This is a genomic window from Acinetobacter sp. S-1 (genome assembly GCF_059579785.1).
Window position 1 is genome coordinate 90899 of sequence record NZ_JCAOGE010000002.1, and the last position, 18463, is coordinate 109361.

The window sequence follows — 18463 nt, forward strand, 5'->3', positions numbered from 1 at the left end:
CTTACATACCTTTATTAGTTGAAGTTATTGCAGTTTTCTTGCTGCTGTATGTAGTTTATTGAGCGCCGTGTGGATAAGAAGCGAAATGATGGCGATGTTGTAGGTAAAGTAAAATAATAAGATTCAGTGTGTTACCACACTGAATCAAAGTTGGTTTTCGGTTTGAAGGTGATGGAAGGTAGTTGTTCTTCTTCTAGGTTCTCAACCGTAATTCGCTCATGAATACATTTTGAAATATTGTCCTCACTATAGGTAAAGTTACCTTCTTCATCGTAATAACATTTGGAGTATTTCAAGAGGATATCTTCATATTCCGCATCGGCTGATGACCGCCGGTTGTACGTCTTGGATAAAGGTTCTTCATACCATCGGTCATCATTCCGTTTATTCAAGATCGCAATTTTAAAGATAGGATATTGTGACTTGTAGTGGCTGGAGACTATCTTATCGCTGATTTCACCGAGCCATATTAATTGCACACATAGATTTTCATTTTGAAATTCGCGCACCGAAAACATGTTTAGCGGCAAAGTGTCTGGTTCGTTTTCGGCATGCTTTCTAAAAACTTCCTCAAAATGGGCACGTAACTTTTCATATTCTTCCTTAGAAATCTCTTTGCTAAACATGTCAAAGTAACGCGCCATTATTTTTCTCCTTCATTTACGGTATCGTCGTGTTTACTCATAGGTAAGTTTTCTCATAACTTCGCCAACTGTCTGTTGGGCGTAATACAAATCAAGCTCAAACCCATATTTGATCAATTCATCTAAATCGATATATCCAAGCTCCGGATAACCGCCATTAAGTCTGATTACTCCATATGCTTGAGTATGAGGTGGACCAGCAACGTCTAATTCAACGATGTAAACGTCGCTATCTCCCTTGAAGTAATGCATTTGGCATATTGCGTTGTCGCCTTGGCCGTCTGTTTGATAGGTAACAGGGCATTTGGCTACGATGTCATCGACTTTGATAATCAAGTCTTTGTAATGCTCACTCTCAACACCTTTGGTTCCTGATAGAAGGCAGGCGATTTGAGGGTCTGACATAACTTTGCGCAGATTGCCAATACGGCTAAAAATACTTTCAGCAATAATCATAACGTAATACCCATTAATTATAAATAAGTGCTTACTTATTATTGCAATCAAAATTAGGCATTCAATGCTTGCTGATTGGGTTTGATTTTATTAATAAGCGCTTGGAACTCTTTACGGTGTCGGTCTTTGACGTCGGTCCACTTCACGTCCGAAAGGCTAACGATCGGTTTAAATTCGCCATGCCCGGAAGTGTAAATATCAATTGAGCCAACTGGATCTGAAAAGACAATGGTTCCATCACTACGTTGCATTAGATTTGCCGCATGGATGTCATAAAACGCATCACCGTAACTGCCTACGAAATTATTTAGTTTTTCGAAGTAAGGTAAGAGGGTAGGAACGTCCTTCAGTTGAGGAAGCTGATTTGCCATTTCGATGAGAATTTTAGCTGTGGCGCCTCGTACACTTATACCATGCTCTAACCCTGCAAGACGGCGGCGCAATTCATATGTAAGGTTTAAGGCAAGGCTGCGATTAGGACCTTTTGAAATCTTCTCAAGGCGCTCTACTTCAAACAGAAATAATGGAACTAATTTTTTATTTGGTTTTGTGAGGTTTGTTTCTTTCACATTCTTGCCAACCAGGTATTCACCAACTTGGCCATAGTTTTTGATTAATTTAGGTGAGTGAATGTCATCAATCTTAATTGCTTCGTCGTTAAGCATGTAATAAGTGGCTGGACAGGCAGTCAATTTAAGAACGGTATTGGGATTTCCGCTTTCAAAGACACCTGAAAACATGCCGCTTGCAATGAGTTTTCTACCTTTTAAAGCCTCATGTGTTTTTCTAACGGTTGTCACACTTGAGTCATTCATCAATAAAATTTTCATATCCAATCAATTCATTTCTTAATTAGCAAAACGTTAAGTTATTTTAGTCAGCTAATTGTTAAGTTGATTGGAAAAAGCAAAGGCGGCATGACTTACCCGAAGAACTGATAAATTAAGGCTGCCAACTTATTACTTTAGATTTAAGCATAAGAAATATCCTCTTTTTGATTTAAGCTTTCTTAAGTACATTGGTTGGTAATACAAAGCTCGTTTTGTTTCTTCAATCATAATCATAAAAAGCCCTGTATGATCAGGGCATTAATAAAGGCGTTCAATTGAACGCCTTTTAATCCATCTTAAACAGGTTATGTGCTGAGTTTCCATCATTGTCTTAGCATGATGCGGATCAGTCTAAAGCATTCTCAGGAATAGAGGAGCTCGTTGCTGATGTTGTCGCTGATATGATTAGCAATAATGAAAAAGTTCCTACACTGTATATATCATTAATAGTAGTCCACTAATTCCAATTAAGAGTAGTCCACTAATTTCGATTAAATGTGGTCCACTGAGTTTATAAAAAGCGAGATCCTAAGATTCTCGCTTAAATCTTAATTTTAGGTGCATATTCCTACTTAGATGAATATACACAGCTGCATACCAACTTGGACAATGATTCTCACTTTAATTGAACACTCTAAAAAGATTAATCATATCCATTTATTTTGAAAGTCTGCACCTGCTGAATTTGGTATTATTGACGGTTGATGAATATTAATCGTTAATGGAATCGGAAAATCGTTTCCAATAAGTACAGCTTCCCCTGGTTGTAAACTAGGTAAAAAATCTGAAGCTGCTTTATCAATTTCACCACAAGCACGTTCAATAATTTCTCTATCTCGATCATTAGTAAGCCTATGAACAATTAATGTGCCTAATTGGCTTAATACGCCTTCAGTTATATCCCTTGGTCTCTGAGTTGCTAAGCAAATATTCAAACCAAATTTTCGTCCTTCCTTTGCAATTAACTCAAAAGAATCTAATTTGGCAATCGAATCTTCGTTACCAATGCTTTTCCCGATAAAATTATGAGCTTCATCTAAAAAAACAACTATCGGTTTATCTGAGAATTTCCGATCCCTTGCGAGACCTAAAAGATGTCTTCCAATCACATTTGCAACGATTTCCCTAGCTTTAAATTCAAATCCAACATCACTTAAGTCTATTCTCAAGATTTTTTTATTTGAATCATAGAAATCATCGATTTTTTCTACAAGTGTTGGTAGGCCTTTGGATTGAAAAACAAATTTAAAGGTATTAGAGGTTGTTATTCCATGAATTCTTGATACTAAGGCAAGACAATAACTAAAACTTTGCTGATCTTCTCCCCATATACCATCCGATTTTGGTGGCCAGACACATTCCTCACGAATTTGTTTACTAAGCTTTAAAGGATTAAATGGTGTTGAAGGGGCTTTGTTGCACAAAGATTTAAAAGTTAAGACTTCTCATATCTACTCAAATTTAAGTGACAACTCGGGTATGTGGTCTGCCTAAGTCCGTAAATTTATTTAATACTGCCATACGTGCATGAATCTCATTGACTTGGCTTTGAAAAATTTCTCGCACTGAGTTTATCCCCCAATAATTTGATGCAATGCATCTTGGTTTCAACCAAACTTCGCCGATGATAGCCTGACCATTTCTTCCAAATAGTTCTTCCTAAACGTTTAACTGTTCGAAGCAACTCATTGCGTTCTAGCGAGCTCATCTTTTTATCTTTCCATGGCTTCGCATTTTTTCTTGGTGGAATCACTGCATGTGCTTGCCGATCCGCAATGACCTGTCGGCACTGTTTGGTATCATAAGCTCCATCGGTATAGACGGAGTCAACTCTCTCATCTTGTGGAATCTGATCGAGTAAATCACCAAGTACCTGTGAATCACTCACATTGTTGGTTGTGAGCTGAACAGCGCGTATTTGTAAGGTTTTAGCATCTATACCCATATGTAATTTACGCCATTGGCGACGATATTCAGACTGATGTTTTTTACGCTTCCATTCACCCTCACCTAAGAATTTCAGACCTGTAGAGTCAACGATTAGATACAGTCCATCACAACTTTTTTGATAGCTAATCACAATATCAATATGCTGTTGTCGTCTACAAATTGTAGTGTAGTCTGGCGCTATCCAATTTAACCCACAAAGATGGATGAGACTTTGAACAAAGCCAGTGACCATGCGTAAAGACAATCGGAAGAGAGATTTAATCATTAGGCAGCATTGGATAGCTGCGTCGGAGTAAGTTTGATTTCGTCCTTGTTTGCCTTTTGATGGGGCATACCATTGCGTAGCAGGATCAAACCAAATGGCAATATTTCCACGATTAATGAGAGCTCGGTTATATGAAGACCAATTGGTTGTGCGATAAATTTTAGGTGTCGACTTATTCATTTGAAAATTATATTGTGGAATAAGCCTTTAGAGATAGGTTTGTGCAACAAAGCCATTTCGAAGTGCTGAGCAACCGCTCGAATAGATTGGCCTTCTTCAAGCTTGGCTAATATTTTCTTTCTAAAATGTATTGTATTGGTATCGGTATTGTATTGGTTTTTTTGCGTGCTTACTATACGTTGTCTGGGGCAACGGAAGTGTTTCGACCCGACTCTGGAACGCGATCCGCAGCGACGACTAGGCAATTCCGCACGTTGGCCTGATCAGGTCGCCCCGCTGCACCTTGTCTGAGCAGTCGACCTGCATCAATGGGGCGGGAGATCGCTGTACATTGAATGTTGATATTCTTTCCTGATAAGCGCAGTATCTTACAAAGTCTTGCAAGGATTTCCTTGGCCGGAACCGCAAAGCGACGCGATTGGAGAGGGCGAAATGAAAGCGCACCTACAGGTGATTTTCACGCTCGATGAATTGGCAGCGTACTTGAAAGTCGGCAAGCGGAGTGAGCGAGAGTCTTCAATTTTTCTTCTGGAGGTGTGACATGGACATTGATTTCAAGAAATTGGCTCCCTGGAACTGGTTCAAAAAGGAGCAGGAAGAACAACAGAGCACTGCCTCGCTGCCGGTGCAGCGCAATGACCTGCAGGTGTCGGGTGGGCCCGTCAGTCCCATCCTGCAATTGCATCGCGAGATCGACCGCCTGTTCGACGACGCGTTTCGAGGCTTCGGTTTCCCGACGCTGGCCATGCCACGCTGGCCGTCGGACTGGCCGGGCATGCTGAAGCCGGCGCTGGACATCCAGGAGACCGACAAGCAGTACAAGATCGCCCTGGAAGTACCCGGCGTCGACGAAAAAGACATCCAGATCACGCTCGACAACGACGTGCTGCTGGTGCGCGGTGAAAAGCGTCAGGAGCAGGAAACGAAAGACGGCGGTTTCCACCGGGTGGAGCGCTCCTACGGTAGCTTTCAGCGCGCTCTGAACCTGCCGGCCGATGCCAACCAGGACACGATCAAGGCCGCTTTCAAGAACGGCGTGCTCACGATCACGATGGAAAAGCGCGAGGCCAGTACGCCCAAGCAGGGGCGCTCGATCCCGATCAACGGCTGACGCGGGGCAGCGCGTTTTTCTCAAAAACCAAAAAGAAATGAGGCACCGTGATCGGCGGTGCCTCTTCAGATCAATCTTTACAGGAGTATCAGCATGGACAGAAAACAATGCCAGGTCTGCGGCCAACCCGCCACCGTGCGGGTGGAAGCCAATCTCAACGGTCGTCACAGCACCATGCTGTTGTGTGACGACCATTACCGTCAACTGGTGCGCCAGCAAAAGCGCACCGTCTCGCCGCTGGAAGCCTTGTTCGGCTCGCGCAGCGGCCTATTCGAGGACTTCCTCGGCAGTGACTTCTTCCGCATCGGCGACGACGCGACGCCGATGGCCGCCGATACCGATGACGTGGTCGATGCCTCGTTCGGCGAGCCCGCCGCCGCAGGTTCGGGTGCGCCGCGCCGTCGCGGCAGTGGTTTGGCCAGCCGCATCAGCGAACAGTCGGAAGCCCTGCTGCAGGAGGCCGCCAAACACGCTGCCGAATTTGGCCGCGCCGAGGTGGATACCGAACATCTGCTGCTGGCGCTGGCCGACAGCGACGTGGTCAAGACCATCCTGGGTCAGTTCAAGATCAAGGTCGATGACCTCAAGCGGCAGATCGAGTCCGAGGCCAAGCGCGGGGACAAGCCGTTCGAGGGCGAGATCGGCGTGTCGCCGCGCGTGAAGGATGCGCTCAGCCGCGCTTTCGTGACCTCCAATGAACTCGGCCATTCCTATGTCGGTCCGGAGCACTTCCTGGTCGGTCTGGCCGAGGAAGGCGAAGGGCTGGCCGCCAACCTGCTGCGCCGTTACGGCCTGACGCCGCAGGCGCTGCGCCAACAGGTCAGCAAGGTGGTCGGCAAGGGCGCCGAGGATGGCCGCGCCGAGACGCCGACCAACACGCCGGAACTCGACAAGTACTCACGTGACCTGACCAAGATGGCGCATGACGGCAAGCTCGACCCGGTGATCGGCCGTGCGCAGGAGATCGAGACCACCATCGAGGTGCTGGCCCGGCGCAAGAAGAACAACCCGGTGCTGATCGGCGAGCCGGGCGTGGGCAAGACCGCCATCGTCGAGGGGCTGGCGCAGCGCATGGTGGCCGGTGAAGTGCCCGAGACCTTGCGCGACAAGCGCCTGGTGGAACTCAATATCAACGCCATGGTGGCCGGCGCCAAGTATCGCGGCGAGTTCGAGGAGCGCGTGCAAAAGGTGCTGAAGGAGATCTCCGAGCACCAGGGCGAGCTGATTCTGTTCATCGACGAGGTGCACACCATCGTCGGTGCCGGCCAGGGCGGTGGCGAAGGCGGGCTGGACGTGGCCAACGTCTTCAAGCCGATGATGGCGCGCGGCGAGCTGAACCTGATCGGCGCCACCACGCTCAACGAGTACCAGAAATACATCGAGAAGGATGCCGCGCTGGAGCGGCGCTTCCAGCCGGTGACGGTGCCCGAGCCGACAGTGGCACAGGCCATCATGATTCTGCGCGGCCTGCGCGACACCTTCGAGGCGCACCACAAGGTCAGCATCTCTGAGGACGCGATCATCGCGGCGGCTGAGTTGTCCGACCGCTACATCACCGCCCGCTTTTTGCCCGACAAGGCCATCGACCTGCTCGACCAGGCGGCCGCGCGCGTGAAGCTGTCGGCCACGGCCCGGCCGGTGGCCGTGCAGGAGCTGGAGTCCGAACTGCACCAGCTGCGGCGTGAACAGGATTACGTGGCCGCGCGCAAGCAGTACGACAAGGCCGCCGAGCTCGGCAAGCGCATCGAGGCCAAGGAGGCCGAGCTCAAGAAGCTGATCGAGGGCTGGGAGCGGGAGCGGGCCTCTGGCAGTGCCGAAGTCAAGGCAGAACACGTGGCCCAGATCGTTTCGCGCCTGACCGGCATCCCAGTCAACGAGTTGACGGTGGAAGAGCGCGAAAAGCTGCTGCACCTGGAACAACGGCTGCACGAGCGCCTAGTGGGACAAGACGAGGCGGTCCGTGCCGTGGCCGATGCCGTGCGGCTGTCTCGCGCGGGCTTACGCGAAGGTAGCAAACCGGTGGCTACCTTCCTGTTCCTGGGCCCGACCGGGGTGGGCAAGACCGAGCTCGCCAAGGCGCTGGCCGAGTCCATCTATGGCGATGAAGGTGCGCTGCTGCGCATCGACATGTCCGAGTACGGGGAACGCCATACCGTGGCACGTCTGGTGGGGGCGCCTCCAGGTTACATCGGTTACGACGAAGGCGGTCAGCTCACCGAGAAGGTGCGGCGCAAGCCCTACAGCGTGTTGCTGCTGGACGAAATCGAGAAGGCTCACCCCGACGTCTACAACATCCTACTGCAGGTGTTCGACGACGGGCGGCTCACCGACGGCAAGGGCCGGGTGGTGGATTTCACCAATACCATCATCATCGCCACCTCGAACTTGGGCTCGGACATCATCCAGCGTCGGCTGAAGGCCCGTGACGCCGCCGGCGAGGAATACGAGAAGACCAAGTTCGAGGTGATGGACGTGCTGCGCGGACACTTCCGCCCCGAGTTCCTCAACCGCATCGACGAGATCATCGTCTTCCATGCGCTGGGCAAGGAGGAGATCCGCCATATCGTCGGCCTGCAGCTCGATCGTGTGGCCCGCAACGCCGCCAGCCAGGGCGTGACGCTCACCTTCGATCAGACGCTGATCGACCATTTCGCGGAAGAAGGCTACAAGCCGGAGTTCGGTGCGCGTGAACTCAAGCGCCTGATCCGCAGCGAACTGGAAACGACGCTGGCGCGCGAGATGCTCGGCGGCGGCATTGGCAAGGGCGATCACGCCAGCGCCCGCTGGGACGACAAGGCCGAACGGGTGGTCTGCGAGTGCCAGGAGCCACCCGCGAAGCCGGCCGAGCCTGAGAAGCCCGATGCCGCGAAGGCGGCCGAGCCTGAGAAGCCCGATGCCGCGAAGCCGGCCGAGACGCCGCCGAGCGACGCGAGCAAGCCTGCGCGCAAGAAGAAGTCAGCGGGCGGCGAATCTTGAGCGATGGGGGCTGTCGTGTCCGACCCCAACGGGCTGACATGGGCAGCCACCCTCGTGCCGCTGGCGGTCACTATCCCCACAGCGGGGCACACGGTCATCTTCAAGCGTGACCCTCGATCGGCCACGCTGTGGGTGCTGCTGATCGCGCTGTTGCCGCTGGGCGGTTCGCTGCTGTATGGGCTGTTCTGCATCAACCGTTACCAGCGGCGGGCGCGGCGGCTGTTTCCGGGGGCAGATCCTGCTGTTCGGCAGGACCTCACGCCTACGATGCCCCAGACCGTATCGGCGCCGTTTGCCGGCCTGGCGCACCTGGTGGGACGTGCCACCGGCCAGTCGCTGACCAGCGGCAAGATCGACAACGCCAAAGCGGAACTCGCCCGAGCACTGAACACCCTGGTGGTGACCTCGGTCGCCTTTCCTCTGACCGTGCTACGGGCCGAAGCCGCGATCGCAAAAGCTGAAAAGCTGGCCGAGACCGACAAGCGCGATGCCAAGCAGAACGAGGAGCTCAGCACCTTGCTGTCGTCCGTGTGCACGGAGATCGAGATGGCGCAGATCCTGGGTTATGGCAAGAAGGCAGACTTCAAACCCATCTTCGATCAGGTGAAGTTCATTGAGCAAAAGTCGGCTGGTGGCAAAAGCGGCAAGGGATGGTTCGACGAGTTGAAGACGCGCATCCAAAAGCTGTTTTGAGGTGATGAAGGGGCTGACTGCTCTGTCGGTCAGTCTCGCGATGTTCGCATTCAGCCCCAATAGATTCGCCTATTTTCACTATCTCATACGAGGTATATCACCATGAATGAGCAAACACCGAATCCCAATGCGACGAACGAAGGAATAAACGAACAGGCCGCGGTAAGCAGCCTTCCTGTCAGTCCAGAGGCCAAGCCTGAAGTCGTCACGGAGGTACAGCCTGAGGTTCAGAAGGAAACGGACTCGCAGGCGGCAGACAAACGTAAACAAGTCCTCGATGAGGCCGTCTCGGCCTTGTCGCTGACCAAATCAGCGCTGGCCGCACTTGACGGCAAGGACACTGCACGCGCATTGGCAACGCTGGCCGAAGTGACGGGAAAGCTGGAGCTGATCGTCGCGCGCGAACCCACGCTCGCCCTGGCCGGCGTTGATGTGCGCACCATCGTGCACGACTTGTTCGCCAACACGGAAACCATTGAGGCGATGACCGACGAGGCGCTGGATGCCCTCAAACATGGCGAGGTGCAACGGGCTCGCCACGTGCTGGCTTTGCTGGCCAGTGAAATCGTGATCACAGTCACCAACATCCCTTTGGCGTCCTATCCCGCAGCCGTGAAGGCAGTCGTGCCGCTGATCGATCAGGGCAAGATCGAAGAAGCCAAAGCCGCGCTGCAGTCAGCGCTCAGCACGCTGGTCGAGGAGCGCAGCGTGCTTCCGCTGCCCGTCCTGCGTGCGAAGCTGCTCCTGAAGCGCGCAGAGCCCCTGGTAGAAGATGGTCAGCGCAGCGAAGCATCCAATGAGCGCCTGGAGACATTGTTGAACGAAGCCCGGCAGCAGTTGGAAATGGCAGAACTGCTGGGCTATGGTAAAAGGAAGGACTTTGAGCCCCTATACGCTGAACTCAAGAAAATCAAGGAAAAGACGGGAGGGGGAGGCTGCGGAAAAGGCTGGCTCGATGAAGTCAAGGCAAAACTGTCCAAGTTGTTCTGAAACCGCTGGAGAGGGGGCGCATAGCGCCCCCTCTCTTGTCCCATGAGTGTTTGATTTTTTATTTTGTATAGATCTTTAGGAGATATTGCATGAACACAGATACCATCGCCAATTCCAATGCGGATGACCCCACCAAAGCACTGTGTTCGCTGAGCCAAAATTGGTGGCTTTTTGTGCTGCGCGGTGTCTTGGCATTGATTTTTGCAGCCCTCGCGTTCTGGATGCCACAATCGGCTCTGTTGGCCATGACCATCATGTTCGGCGCATTTTCCTTGGTCAATGGCGCGTTCAACTTGTTTGCAGCGGTGCGCCATATCCAGAAAAAAGAGCGCTGGGGCTGGCTGCTGTTCAGCGGCATTGTCGGCATACTTACGGGCGTCGTCGTCCTGGTTGCTCCTTGGGTCGCCACGATAGTCTTGGCTTCTTTTTTATGGGCTAGCGTGGGCTTCTGGGCGATTTTCACCGGTGTGCTGGAGATATCCGCCGCCGTTCGGCTGCGTCGGGAAATCAAGGGTGAAATCTGGCTTGCCCTCAGTGGACTGCTCTCGATTATACTTGGCGCTATCGTCTTGTGGATATTTTTTACCCGTCCGGTCGAGTCATTCGTGGCCGCAGGCTGGCTGTTGGGTTTCCATGCGGCAGTCTATGGCGTCACGCTTTTGTTCTTTAGTTGGAGTCTTCGCAAAACGCGCCTGGGGTAAGAGCGTGCCAAACCAAAATCTATGGATATGAGCATCCTCGATTCATACCTCCATAGAAATGACATCGAAGGAGTCATACATGCAGATGCAATATAGCTATCGAGCTATCGACAAAGAGTTTCATGAACCTTGGCAGAGAGCTTTGGGAAATGTGATCGAGCACGCCCTCAAGCCATTGCTCGACAAACACACTAAAGATTCAGCGCAACTTCAAATCATCCTTGATCGCGACAAGATCAAGCGGCAATTTCTGGCCAGTGGCTATATGCACCTGCCCGGCAAAAAGATTGTCAGCGTTACTGCATCACATGACGAGCTGACGCCCCTCGCGCAGATGCTCGCAAAGTCGTTGTTCCGTCAGGCCAAGAAGCATTTTGACCGACTGCATGCTCAGGATCAAATCAAGCGCAAAGCACGACGCGAGCGCTTGCGCGAGCTCAAGGTGCGGATTGCCGCAAAACCCGCATCAGCCGCCCATAAGGCCGAGGTGACCCGAATGCCTCTACTGTCGAAACTTGAGGCTGTCGCAAGGCGTGAGCTGGCTTATCTGCGGGCCGTCGGCGATTTACCGCGCGATTATCCGACGCTACGCGACGTGGTGGATGAAGCGATTGTCCGAGCTGAGGTGGAATGGCAATCCGTGCCGGGGGAAAAAAAGGCTTACACCGGTCTTTTGAAGCATCTGTTCGCCGTCCTGGATAACGAAGTGGCAAGCAGCCGGCAATTTGGCGAATTCGTTTCTCTGGACGCGCCGGTCGAACCGGATGCCCAAGACGTGGCCGAGGCCATGGTGGAAGAGGAAATCTTCGAATTTTATCAGCCCGATGACACACTCAAGCTGGCCGATATCTTCGCTGGCAGTCAGCATCCCGATGTCGCAACGATCGCGGAACAGGAGGAGCTGATTGATCGGTCGAGCGAGTTCGCTTTTGCATTTGACCTGCTGAAGGACATGCCGCGTTTGTGGCGGCGCATTTTTCTGCTTATCCGTGTGGACGGGCTGAATGCCAGCAGCGTCTCTGAAATCCTGCTGATTCCTAATAAGGAAGATGCTGTCCGAAGGTGGCTCATGCAGGCCGAAGCATTCATCGCTGCTCATCTGGAAGAGGCCGGAGTAAGCAAAAACGGGAACGATTGGCTCCAAGGCGTTGATTGGTCGGCATTGTCTGTGACCCGAAGCGAGGCAGCCTCACTGTGGTCCAAGGAGGCGAACCATGAAGAATGATCTTCACCTCGTCTGCCCGCATTGCCAGTCCATCAACCGCGTACCGACTGCGAAGCTATCGGAACATCCCAACTGTGGCCGCTACCAGCAGCCCTTGTTCACGGGCGAGCCCATCGAGTTGACCACGGCGACGTTCTCGCGCCACGTGGAGCGCAGCGATCTGCCGCTGCTGGTCGATTTCTGGGCGCCATGGTGCGGGCCGTGCAAGATGATGGCGCCACAGTTCCAGCAAGCGGCGAACCAGCTCGAACCGAGGATCTGGCTGGCGAAGGTGAATACCGAGGCTGAGCCCCACCTGGCCGCGCAGTTCGGTATCCGCAGCATCCCGACGCTCGCCCTGTTCCAGAGTGGGCGGGAGATCGCCCGTCAGGCCGGCGCGATGGGCACGCAGGACATCGTGCGCTGGACGTCGACGCAAGTGGGACGCTGACCGATGCAGGGCTTGCTTGGTGCTACGTTAATCCTGCTGGCGGCTTGCAGCCTGGCGGCGATGGCGACGGCGGCGTTCAGAGTGCCCGCCTTGCTGGGGTATCTCTCTGTCGGCGTTGTACTGGGCCCCTCAGTCATCGGCGTGATCGCGCCGGGGGAGACGCTGAGCTTTCTGTCCGAGCTGGGCGTGGCGCTGCTGTTGTTCATGGTCGGACTGGAATTTTCCCTCGGACACTTCTGGCTCGCCCGCAGGACAGTGCTGATGGCGGGCGCTCTGCAGATGATCGCCGTGGCCCCGCCGCTGATCCTGCTATTGATGTGGCTGGGGCAGCCCGGCCAGAGCGCCGTGCTGCTCGGCACTGCGGCGGCCATGTCGTCCACGGCGCTGGTCAGCCGACAACTGGCCGACCAAGGCGAGCTCACCACCCGCCACGGCCGCAGTGCCATCGCCGTGCTGGTCTTTCAGGACCTGGCCAGCGTGCCCCTGTTGGCCTTGCTGGCGATCTGGGCGCGCGGCGAGTCGCCGAAGATCGAGCATGTGCTGCTCGAAGTATTCGGTGTGCTGCTGCTGTTCGCGGCAGCGGCCCTCGCCTCGCGCCGTCTGTTGCATGGTCTGCTGGGCTGGGTGGCGCGGCGGGGCCACGAGGAATCGTTCGTGCTCGTCTCCTTGTGCGTGGTGGTGGCTGCCGCCGCCGCTGCGCACGCGGTCGGCGTATCCGCCGCCCTGGGGGCCTTCCTCGCCGGGATGGTGCTGGGCGAGAGCGACTTCCGGCACCACATGGAAAGCCACCTCAGGCCGTTTCGCGATGTGCTGTCGGGCCTGTTCTTCGTGACCATCGGCTTGCAGCTGGATGTCGCGCAGATCGTGGCTGCACCGCTGGCGGTACTGGGCTGGCTGTTGGCCTTGGTGCCTCTCAAGATGGGGCTGAACTTTCTGGCTCTGCGCGCAACCCGCCTGTCGGCGCTCGACGCCTGGCGCACAGGCATCGTGCTGGGGCATGGCGGCGAGTTTGCGCTGCTGCTCCTGGGCATGGTCATGCAGCAGCACTTGGTTGCCGCCAACGTGGTGCAACCGATGCTGATCGCGTTGGTGCTGAGCATGGGGTTGGCGCCGCTCCTGATCCGACACCATGACCGTTGGGCGCGGGCATTCAGCCGCTCGGGCGCACTCGGTCAGCCACCGCAGGCCGAAGAAGGCGAAGTCGCCGAGCGGGCGCGGTCGTTGCGCGACCATGTGATCATCTGTGGGGCGGATGAAGTCGGGCTGCTGCTGAGTCGAACGCTGCGTCTGGCAGGCGTGCCGCATTTGCTGCTGGAATCGGACCGCCAAAGGGTCGAAGCGGGTCGTGCGATGGGGGCGCCGGTGTCGTATGGCGATGCCAGTCGGCTCGACACCCTGGCCGCCGCCGGATTGGCCCATGCCCGTCTGGTGGTGCTGACGCTTGTTCGTCCGCAGACGGCCGAGCGCATTGCGCGAGCGGTCCTCGAACGCCGCCCGACCTTGCCCTTGGTGGTGGCCACTGACCGCGTAACGGATGCCCAGCTTTTGCGTAATCTGCCCAATGTCAGGCTGTACCCGTTGTACCTGGCTTTGGGACTGGGGCTGGCCGAGCAGGTGCTGTTGATGCTGGGCATCAATGCCGACTACGTCAACCGCCGGATCGAGGAATTACGGCAGACACTCAGTGAGTCAGGTGGGGATAGACCATGAACGGGCCGGCCATTGGGTTGATGGTGTCGCTACTTGCCAATATTGGCATGGCGGTTGCGCGTGGGGTTTTGCTCGTACCAATCGCCAGAGGCGCGACGAGCTGAAGCTTCGCCAACAAGCGAAAATCGACGACAACGAACGGATCGCCATCGCCCTGGAAGGCGCAGAATTGGGGTTCTGGGAATGGGATATCGCCACCGACAGCTTCAGGCTTTCTGCCCGCAGTCTGGCGATGTTCGGCTTCACCTCCGACGACGAGAAGATTGGCGCCACCCATGCCGCATGGCAAGCGCGTATTCACCCGGAGGATTTACCGGTCGTTCTGGCAAAGGTGCGCGCTTATCAAGAAAACCCGTCGGAGCGATTGGAGTGCGAGTACCGCGTTCGTCATCGATCCGGCGTTTGGATTTGGGTTTTGGATCGCGGCCGATGGCTGGGTGACGCGGGCAGGCAACTGATAGTCGGCACTCTGCTCAACATCTCTTCTCGCAAGGAAATGGAGCAGCAGTTGCTGCGTATGGCGATCACCGACCCCTTGACCGGCTTGTCGAACCGGCGGGCGTTTAACGAGGCTTTGTTGCACAAACCTATCTCTAAAGGCTTATTCCACAATATAATTTTCAAATGAATAAGTCGACACCTAAAATTTATCGCACAACCAATTGGTCTTCATATAACCGAGCTCTCATTAATCGTGGAAATATTGCCATTTGGTTTGATCCTGCTACGCAATGGTATGCCCCATCAAAAGGCAAACAAGGACGAAATCAAACTTACTCCGACGCAGCTATCCAATGCTGCCTAATGATTAAATCTCTCTTCCGATTGTCTTTACGCATGGTCACTGGCTTTGTTCAAAGTCTCATCCATCTTTGTGGGTTAAATTGGATAGCGCCAGACTACACTACAATTTGTAGACGACAACAGCATATTGATATTGTGATTAGCTATCAAAAAAGTTGTGATGGACTGTATCTAATCGTTGACTCTACAGGTCTGAAATTCTTAGGTGAGGGTGAATGGAAGCGTAAAAAACATCAGTCTGAATATCGTCGCCAATGGCGTAAATTACATATGGGTATAGATGCTAAAACCTTACAAATACGCGCTGTTCAGCTCACAACCAACAATGTGAGTGATTCACAGGTACTTGGTGATTTACTCGATCAGATTCCACAAGATGAGAGAGTTGACTCCGTCTATACCGATGGAGCTTATGATACCAAACAGTGCCGACAGGTCATTGCGGATCGGCAAGCACATGCAGTGATTCCACCAAGAAAAAATGCGAAGCCATGGAAAGATAAAAAGATGAGCTCGCTAGAACGCAATGAGTTGCTTCGAACAGTTAAACGTTTAGGAAGAACTATTTGGAAGAAATGGTCAGGCTATCATCGGCGAAGTTTGGTTGAAACCAAGATGCATTGCATCAAATTATTGGGGGATAAACTCAGTGCGAGAAATTTTCAAAGCCAAGTCAATGAGATTCATGCACGTATGGCAGTATTAAATAAATTTACGGACTTAGGCAGACCACATACCCGAGTTGTCACTTAAATTTGAGTAGATATGAGAAGTCTTAACTTTTAAATCTTTGTGCAACAAAGCCTAGAGCAAGAAAAAATTAGACAGCAAGCTAATTTACTTTCTAATATTTCATTGAAAGCAAAGCTTGGACATAATTTGGGTGGAGGTTATGGCAAATTTTTGTACCAACAAGATTTTAATGATAGGGATATGTCATCTAAATACTTTGAGAAAGAAATCAAATCAGGAAGAAAACACATCCATGCTATTGCTCCAGGAATGTACTGTATCAATCGTGCATGTAGTATGAGAATTGGTATAGAATTTCCTGAATGTGTAGATTGTGATTGGTCAATTATTGAAAGTACAGCTTATGCTCAAGCTGTAAGACAAGAAAGTATAAACATATTAGAGGTTCTAAGCATTGAAGGACAGTTATCCGATGACATTTACGAATTTCACAAAATACGCATCCAAGCTGCTGAAAAAATAATGCAGAGTATGAACTTAAACTTTGAACCTTATAAAATTATGACAGTCCCGAGAGATCAACTTTAATAGGTATTTTTATATGGCAAAGATTAGAAATCCCGAAGTTACTAGACAACAATTACTTGATGCTCTTGAACGATTAGAAAAAGGACAACCTGAACGTTTAACAGGTCGATTTAAACTAAATATTAAAGGCACTGTTGCAAATAGGGATCTGAGTCGATGATTTTCCCTTCAAAAAAGCTTAGAGACCGAAAACTCTATTTACTAGCCAAACTTCTCCTAGAATATTACCGTTATAAAATAATGAAGCTTGTCCTTTGCGTAGAGCACGCATAACCTCAATACCTTTAATTGTGGCATAAGCCGTTTTCATAGACTTGAATCCCAACGTAGCCTTGATGATTCGTTTGAGCTTGCCATGATCACTGAACCGTACCGGGTTTGTCGGAGAGTCAATATTCTGAGAGACTATCCCGATGACAAAATTAAAATATACCCCTGAAATCAGAGAAAGAGCGGTTCAATTATTGATTGAATCTGAAAAAGATTATCCATCGAATTGGGCTGCGATCACCGCTATTGCTCCCAAGATAGGTTGTACTCCTGAAACACTACGTGTTTGGTATCAAAAATATTTAGATAAACTAAATCCAGTTAAAGTACAGCAGCTTTCAGATCAAGAACGTATTAAACAACTCGAACGTGAAAATAAAGAACTGCAACGCGCCAATGAGATTCTACGTAAAGCAGCCGCTTTTTTCGCCCAGGCGGAGCTCGACCGCCCACACAAATAATGGTGGATTTTATCCATAATAATAAAGAGCTGTACGGAGTCGAGGCGATTTGTAGAATTTTACCGATCGCACCCTCAACCTATTACCGGACTCTAGATCTCTGCGAAAATCCAGAACATCGAGCAAAGCGAGATTTACATGACTTGCATCATGCTGAGGAGATTAAACGAATTTGGAAGGAAAGTTCAGGTCGGTATGGTGTACGTAAAGTCTGGCAAAAACTGAAACGTGAAGGCTATATTATTGCACGCTGTACTGTTGCTCGATTAATGAAAAAGCTAGGTATACAAGGTGTTTGGCGAGGTAAGAACAAACAAACCACCCGTAGCCGAGATGACCAAAAACGAGCAGATGATTTAGTGAAACGTAATTTTACTGCTGATCATCCTGACCAACTGTGGGTCAGTGACTTTACGTATATTCAAACTCATTCAGGCTGGGTCTATACCGCCTTTATTATTGATGTGTTCTCACGAGCAATTGTTGGCTGGAAAGTATCTACACGAATGAATACAGATATGGTGCTCGATGCATTAGAGCAAGCATTGCATGATCGAGGCATGCCAAAGAATGTGATTCATCATTCCGACAGAGGTGTGCAATATCTTTCCATTCGTTATACCCATCGTTTAGAAGCAGCAAATTTACGAGCATCAGTCGGTACGACTGGTGATTCATACGATAATGCTTTGGCTGAAACGGTGAATGGCTTATACAAAACAGAGGTGATTGAATATCTAAAAGCAGATTGGCAAGGTTTAGCAGATGTACAACTTGCGACACTAAACTGGGTAGATTGGTTCAATAAAAAGCGTGTACACAGTGCACTGGGTTATGTATCGCCTTTTGAGTTTGAAGCAATGTACTATGATAAGATTAACCCGTTAGGTCAGGTGGCCTAACTTAAATAAAAAAGTCTCCGACAAACCCGGTACGGTTCACACATTCAATCACGTTATTCTTGTATTTAATCTGTCGATGCTCCAAGTCTTCAGGACACTTTCCTTCCTGTTTTAGTCGCGACAAAGCACGGCCATAGGTATGAGCCTTATCAGTGTTTATGACTCGTGGAATCTGCCATTTTTTGACATGATTCAAAATCTTACCAAGAAAACAATAAGCTGAATGGGTATTTCGTCTAGCAGAAAGATAGAAATCAAGAGTATGGCCACGTTGGTCAACTGCACGGTATAGATATGCCCATTTGCCATTCACTTTTACGTAAGTTTCATCCAGATGCCATAAATGTCGATCTGTAGGATTACCCCAATACCAACGTAAACGTTTTTCCATTTCTGGAGCATAACGCTGAACCCAGCGATAAATTGTGGTGTGATCAACATTCACTCCACGTTCAGCGAGCATTTCCTGAAGTTCACGATAGCTGATGCCATATTTACAATACCAACGAACAGCCCAAAGAATGATTTCACCTTGAAAGTGCCGACCGTGGAAGGGATTCATCTGCTGTATCTCGAAATAAATA

Annotated in this window: 15 protein-coding genes, 7 pseudogenes and 1 other annotated feature; of the genes and pseudogenes, 14 read left to right on the forward strand and 8 right to left on the reverse strand. The window is 51.1% G+C overall.

Features of this window, described 5'->3' with window-relative positions:
• Positions 1–131: 131 nt before the first annotated feature.
• The 6 genes and pseudogenes from AC52J8_RS18805 to AC52J8_RS18830 form a co-directional block, all read right to left on the reverse strand.
• Positions 132–644: a hypothetical protein gene (locus tag AC52J8_RS18805; RefSeq protein WP_005113776.1), complete on the reverse strand. Its 513-nt coding sequence runs from the start codon at positions 642–644 to the stop codon at positions 132–134.
• 33 nt (positions 645–677) lie between these two features.
• Positions 678–1100, reverse strand: coding sequence for a hypothetical protein (locus tag AC52J8_RS18810; protein ID WP_000582283.1), 423 nt, complete (start codon positions 1098–1100; stop codon positions 678–680).
• A 53-nt stretch (positions 1101–1153) separates the two neighbouring features.
• Positions 1154–1930 carry a hypothetical protein gene (locus AC52J8_RS18815; RefSeq protein WP_000698343.1) on the reverse strand — a complete coding sequence of 259 codons (777 nt, stop codon included), beginning with the start codon at positions 1928–1930 and terminating at the stop codon, positions 1154–1156.
• 647 nt (positions 1931–2577) lie between these two features.
• Positions 2578–3339 (reverse strand): annotated as a pseudogene (locus AC52J8_RS18820) (ATP-binding protein); the annotation flags it as partial.
• Between the two features lie 52 nt (positions 3340–3391).
• A pseudogene (locus tag AC52J8_RS18825) lies at positions 3392–4325 on the reverse strand (IS5-like element ISAba13 family transposase).
• Positions 4326–4378: 53 nt separating this feature from the next.
• Positions 4379–4456, reverse strand: a pseudogene (locus AC52J8_RS18830) (IS630 transposase-related protein); the annotation flags it as partial.
• A gap of 410 nt (positions 4457–4866) precedes the next feature.
• Between AC52J8_RS18830 and AC52J8_RS18835 the strand changes: the two are divergent.
• The 13 genes and pseudogenes from AC52J8_RS18835 (at position 4867) to AC52J8_RS18895 (ending at position 16406) form a co-directional block, all read left to right on the forward strand.
• Positions 4867–5436 (forward strand): Hsp20/alpha crystallin family protein, encoded by a 570-nt coding sequence (locus AC52J8_RS18835; protein ID WP_000350434.1) that lies wholly within the window; start codon positions 4867–4869, stop codon positions 5434–5436.
• Positions 5437–5529: 93 nt separating this feature from the next.
• A complete protein-coding gene (clpK, locus tag AC52J8_RS18840) occupies positions 5530–8412 on the forward strand; it encodes a heat shock survival AAA family ATPase ClpK (protein WP_130120071.1) in 2883 nt (960 codons plus the stop codon).
• A gap of 15 nt (positions 8413–8427) precedes the next feature.
• Positions 8428–8760, forward strand: a pseudogene (locus AC52J8_RS18845) (PLDc N-terminal domain-containing protein); the annotation flags it as partial.
• Positions 8752–9105 (forward strand): annotated as a pseudogene (gene yfdX1 / locus AC52J8_RS18850) (heat resistance protein YfdX1); the annotation flags it as partial. The pseudogenes AC52J8_RS18845 and yfdX1, both read left to right, overlap by 9 nt.
• Positions 9106–9207: 102 nt before the next feature.
• Positions 9208–10095, forward strand: coding sequence for a heat resistance protein YfdX2 (yfdX2, locus tag AC52J8_RS18855; RefSeq protein ID WP_002126446.1), 888 nt, complete (start codon positions 9208–9210; stop codon positions 10093–10095).
• Between the two features lie 89 nt (positions 10096–10184).
• Positions 10185–10796, forward strand: a complete 612-nt coding sequence (gene hdeD-GI / locus AC52J8_RS18860; protein WP_004834871.1) for a heat resistance membrane protein HdeD-GI — start codon at positions 10185–10187, stop codon at positions 10794–10796.
• A gap of 79 nt (positions 10797–10875) precedes the next feature.
• On the forward strand, positions 10876–12021 hold the full coding sequence (locus AC52J8_RS18865; RefSeq protein WP_005130191.1) for an RNA polymerase sigma factor: 1146 nt from the start codon (positions 10876–10878) through the stop codon (positions 12019–12021).
• The gene (gene trx-GI, locus AC52J8_RS18870) at positions 12011–12451 is read left to right on the forward strand and encodes a heat resistance system thioredoxin Trx-GI (RefSeq protein WP_004834869.1); all 441 of its coding nucleotides are present in this window, start codon (positions 12011–12013) and stop codon (positions 12449–12451) included. Before AC52J8_RS18865 ends, trx-GI begins: the two co-directional genes overlap by 11 nt.
• Before the next feature lie 3 nt (positions 12452–12454).
• The gene (locus AC52J8_RS18875; RefSeq protein ID WP_032006326.1) at positions 12455–14161 is read left to right on the forward strand and encodes a cation:proton antiporter domain-containing protein; all 1707 of its coding nucleotides are present in this window, start codon (positions 12455–12457) and stop codon (positions 14159–14161) included.
• The gene (locus AC52J8_RS18880) at positions 14136–14789 is read left to right on the forward strand and encodes a PAS domain-containing protein (protein WP_228129001.1); all 654 of its coding nucleotides are present in this window, start codon (positions 14136–14138) and stop codon (positions 14787–14789) included. Before AC52J8_RS18875 ends, AC52J8_RS18880 begins: the two co-directional genes overlap by 26 nt.
• Complete coding sequence (locus AC52J8_RS18885) at positions 14786–15718, forward strand: IS5-like element ISAba13 family transposase (RefSeq protein ID WP_005130176.1); 933 nt, start codon at positions 14786–14788, stop codon at positions 15716–15718. Before AC52J8_RS18880 ends, AC52J8_RS18885 begins: the two co-directional genes overlap by 4 nt.
• Before the next feature lie 39 nt (positions 15719–15757).
• A complete protein-coding gene (locus AC52J8_RS18890) occupies positions 15758–16246 on the forward strand; it encodes a hypothetical protein (RefSeq protein WP_049065942.1) in 489 nt (162 codons plus the stop codon).
• 13 nt (positions 16247–16259) lie between these two features.
• Positions 16260–16406 carry a hypothetical protein gene (locus tag AC52J8_RS18895; protein WP_160310229.1) on the forward strand — a complete coding sequence of 49 codons (147 nt, stop codon included), beginning with the start codon at positions 16260–16262 and terminating at the stop codon, positions 16404–16406.
• 18 nt (positions 16407–16424) lie between these two features.
• On the opposite strand, the pseudogene AC52J8_RS18900 reads toward AC52J8_RS18895, so the two are convergent.
• Positions 16425–16625 (reverse strand): annotated as a pseudogene (locus AC52J8_RS18900) (DDE-type integrase/transposase/recombinase); the annotation flags it as partial.
• A 34-nt stretch (positions 16626–16659) separates the two neighbouring features.
• On the opposite strand from AC52J8_RS18900, the gene AC52J8_RS18905 reads away from it, so the two are divergent.
• A protein-coding gene (locus tag AC52J8_RS18905; protein ID WP_103270969.1) for an IS3 family transposase occupies positions 16660–17879 on the forward strand; the annotation gives its coding sequence in 2 pieces (ribosomal slippage) (positions 16660–16936 and positions 16936–17879; 1221 coding nt in all).
• Positions 16935–17051 (forward strand) — a sequence feature (AL1L pseudoknot). (Overlaps the previous gene by 117 nt.)
• Before the next feature lie 43 nt (positions 17880–17922).
• Here AC52J8_RS18905 and AC52J8_RS18910 read toward each other — a convergent pair.
• Positions 17923–18441 (reverse strand): annotated as a pseudogene (locus tag AC52J8_RS18910) (IS6-like element IS1007 family transposase); the annotation flags it as partial.
• Positions 18442–18463: the final 22 nt, after the last annotated feature.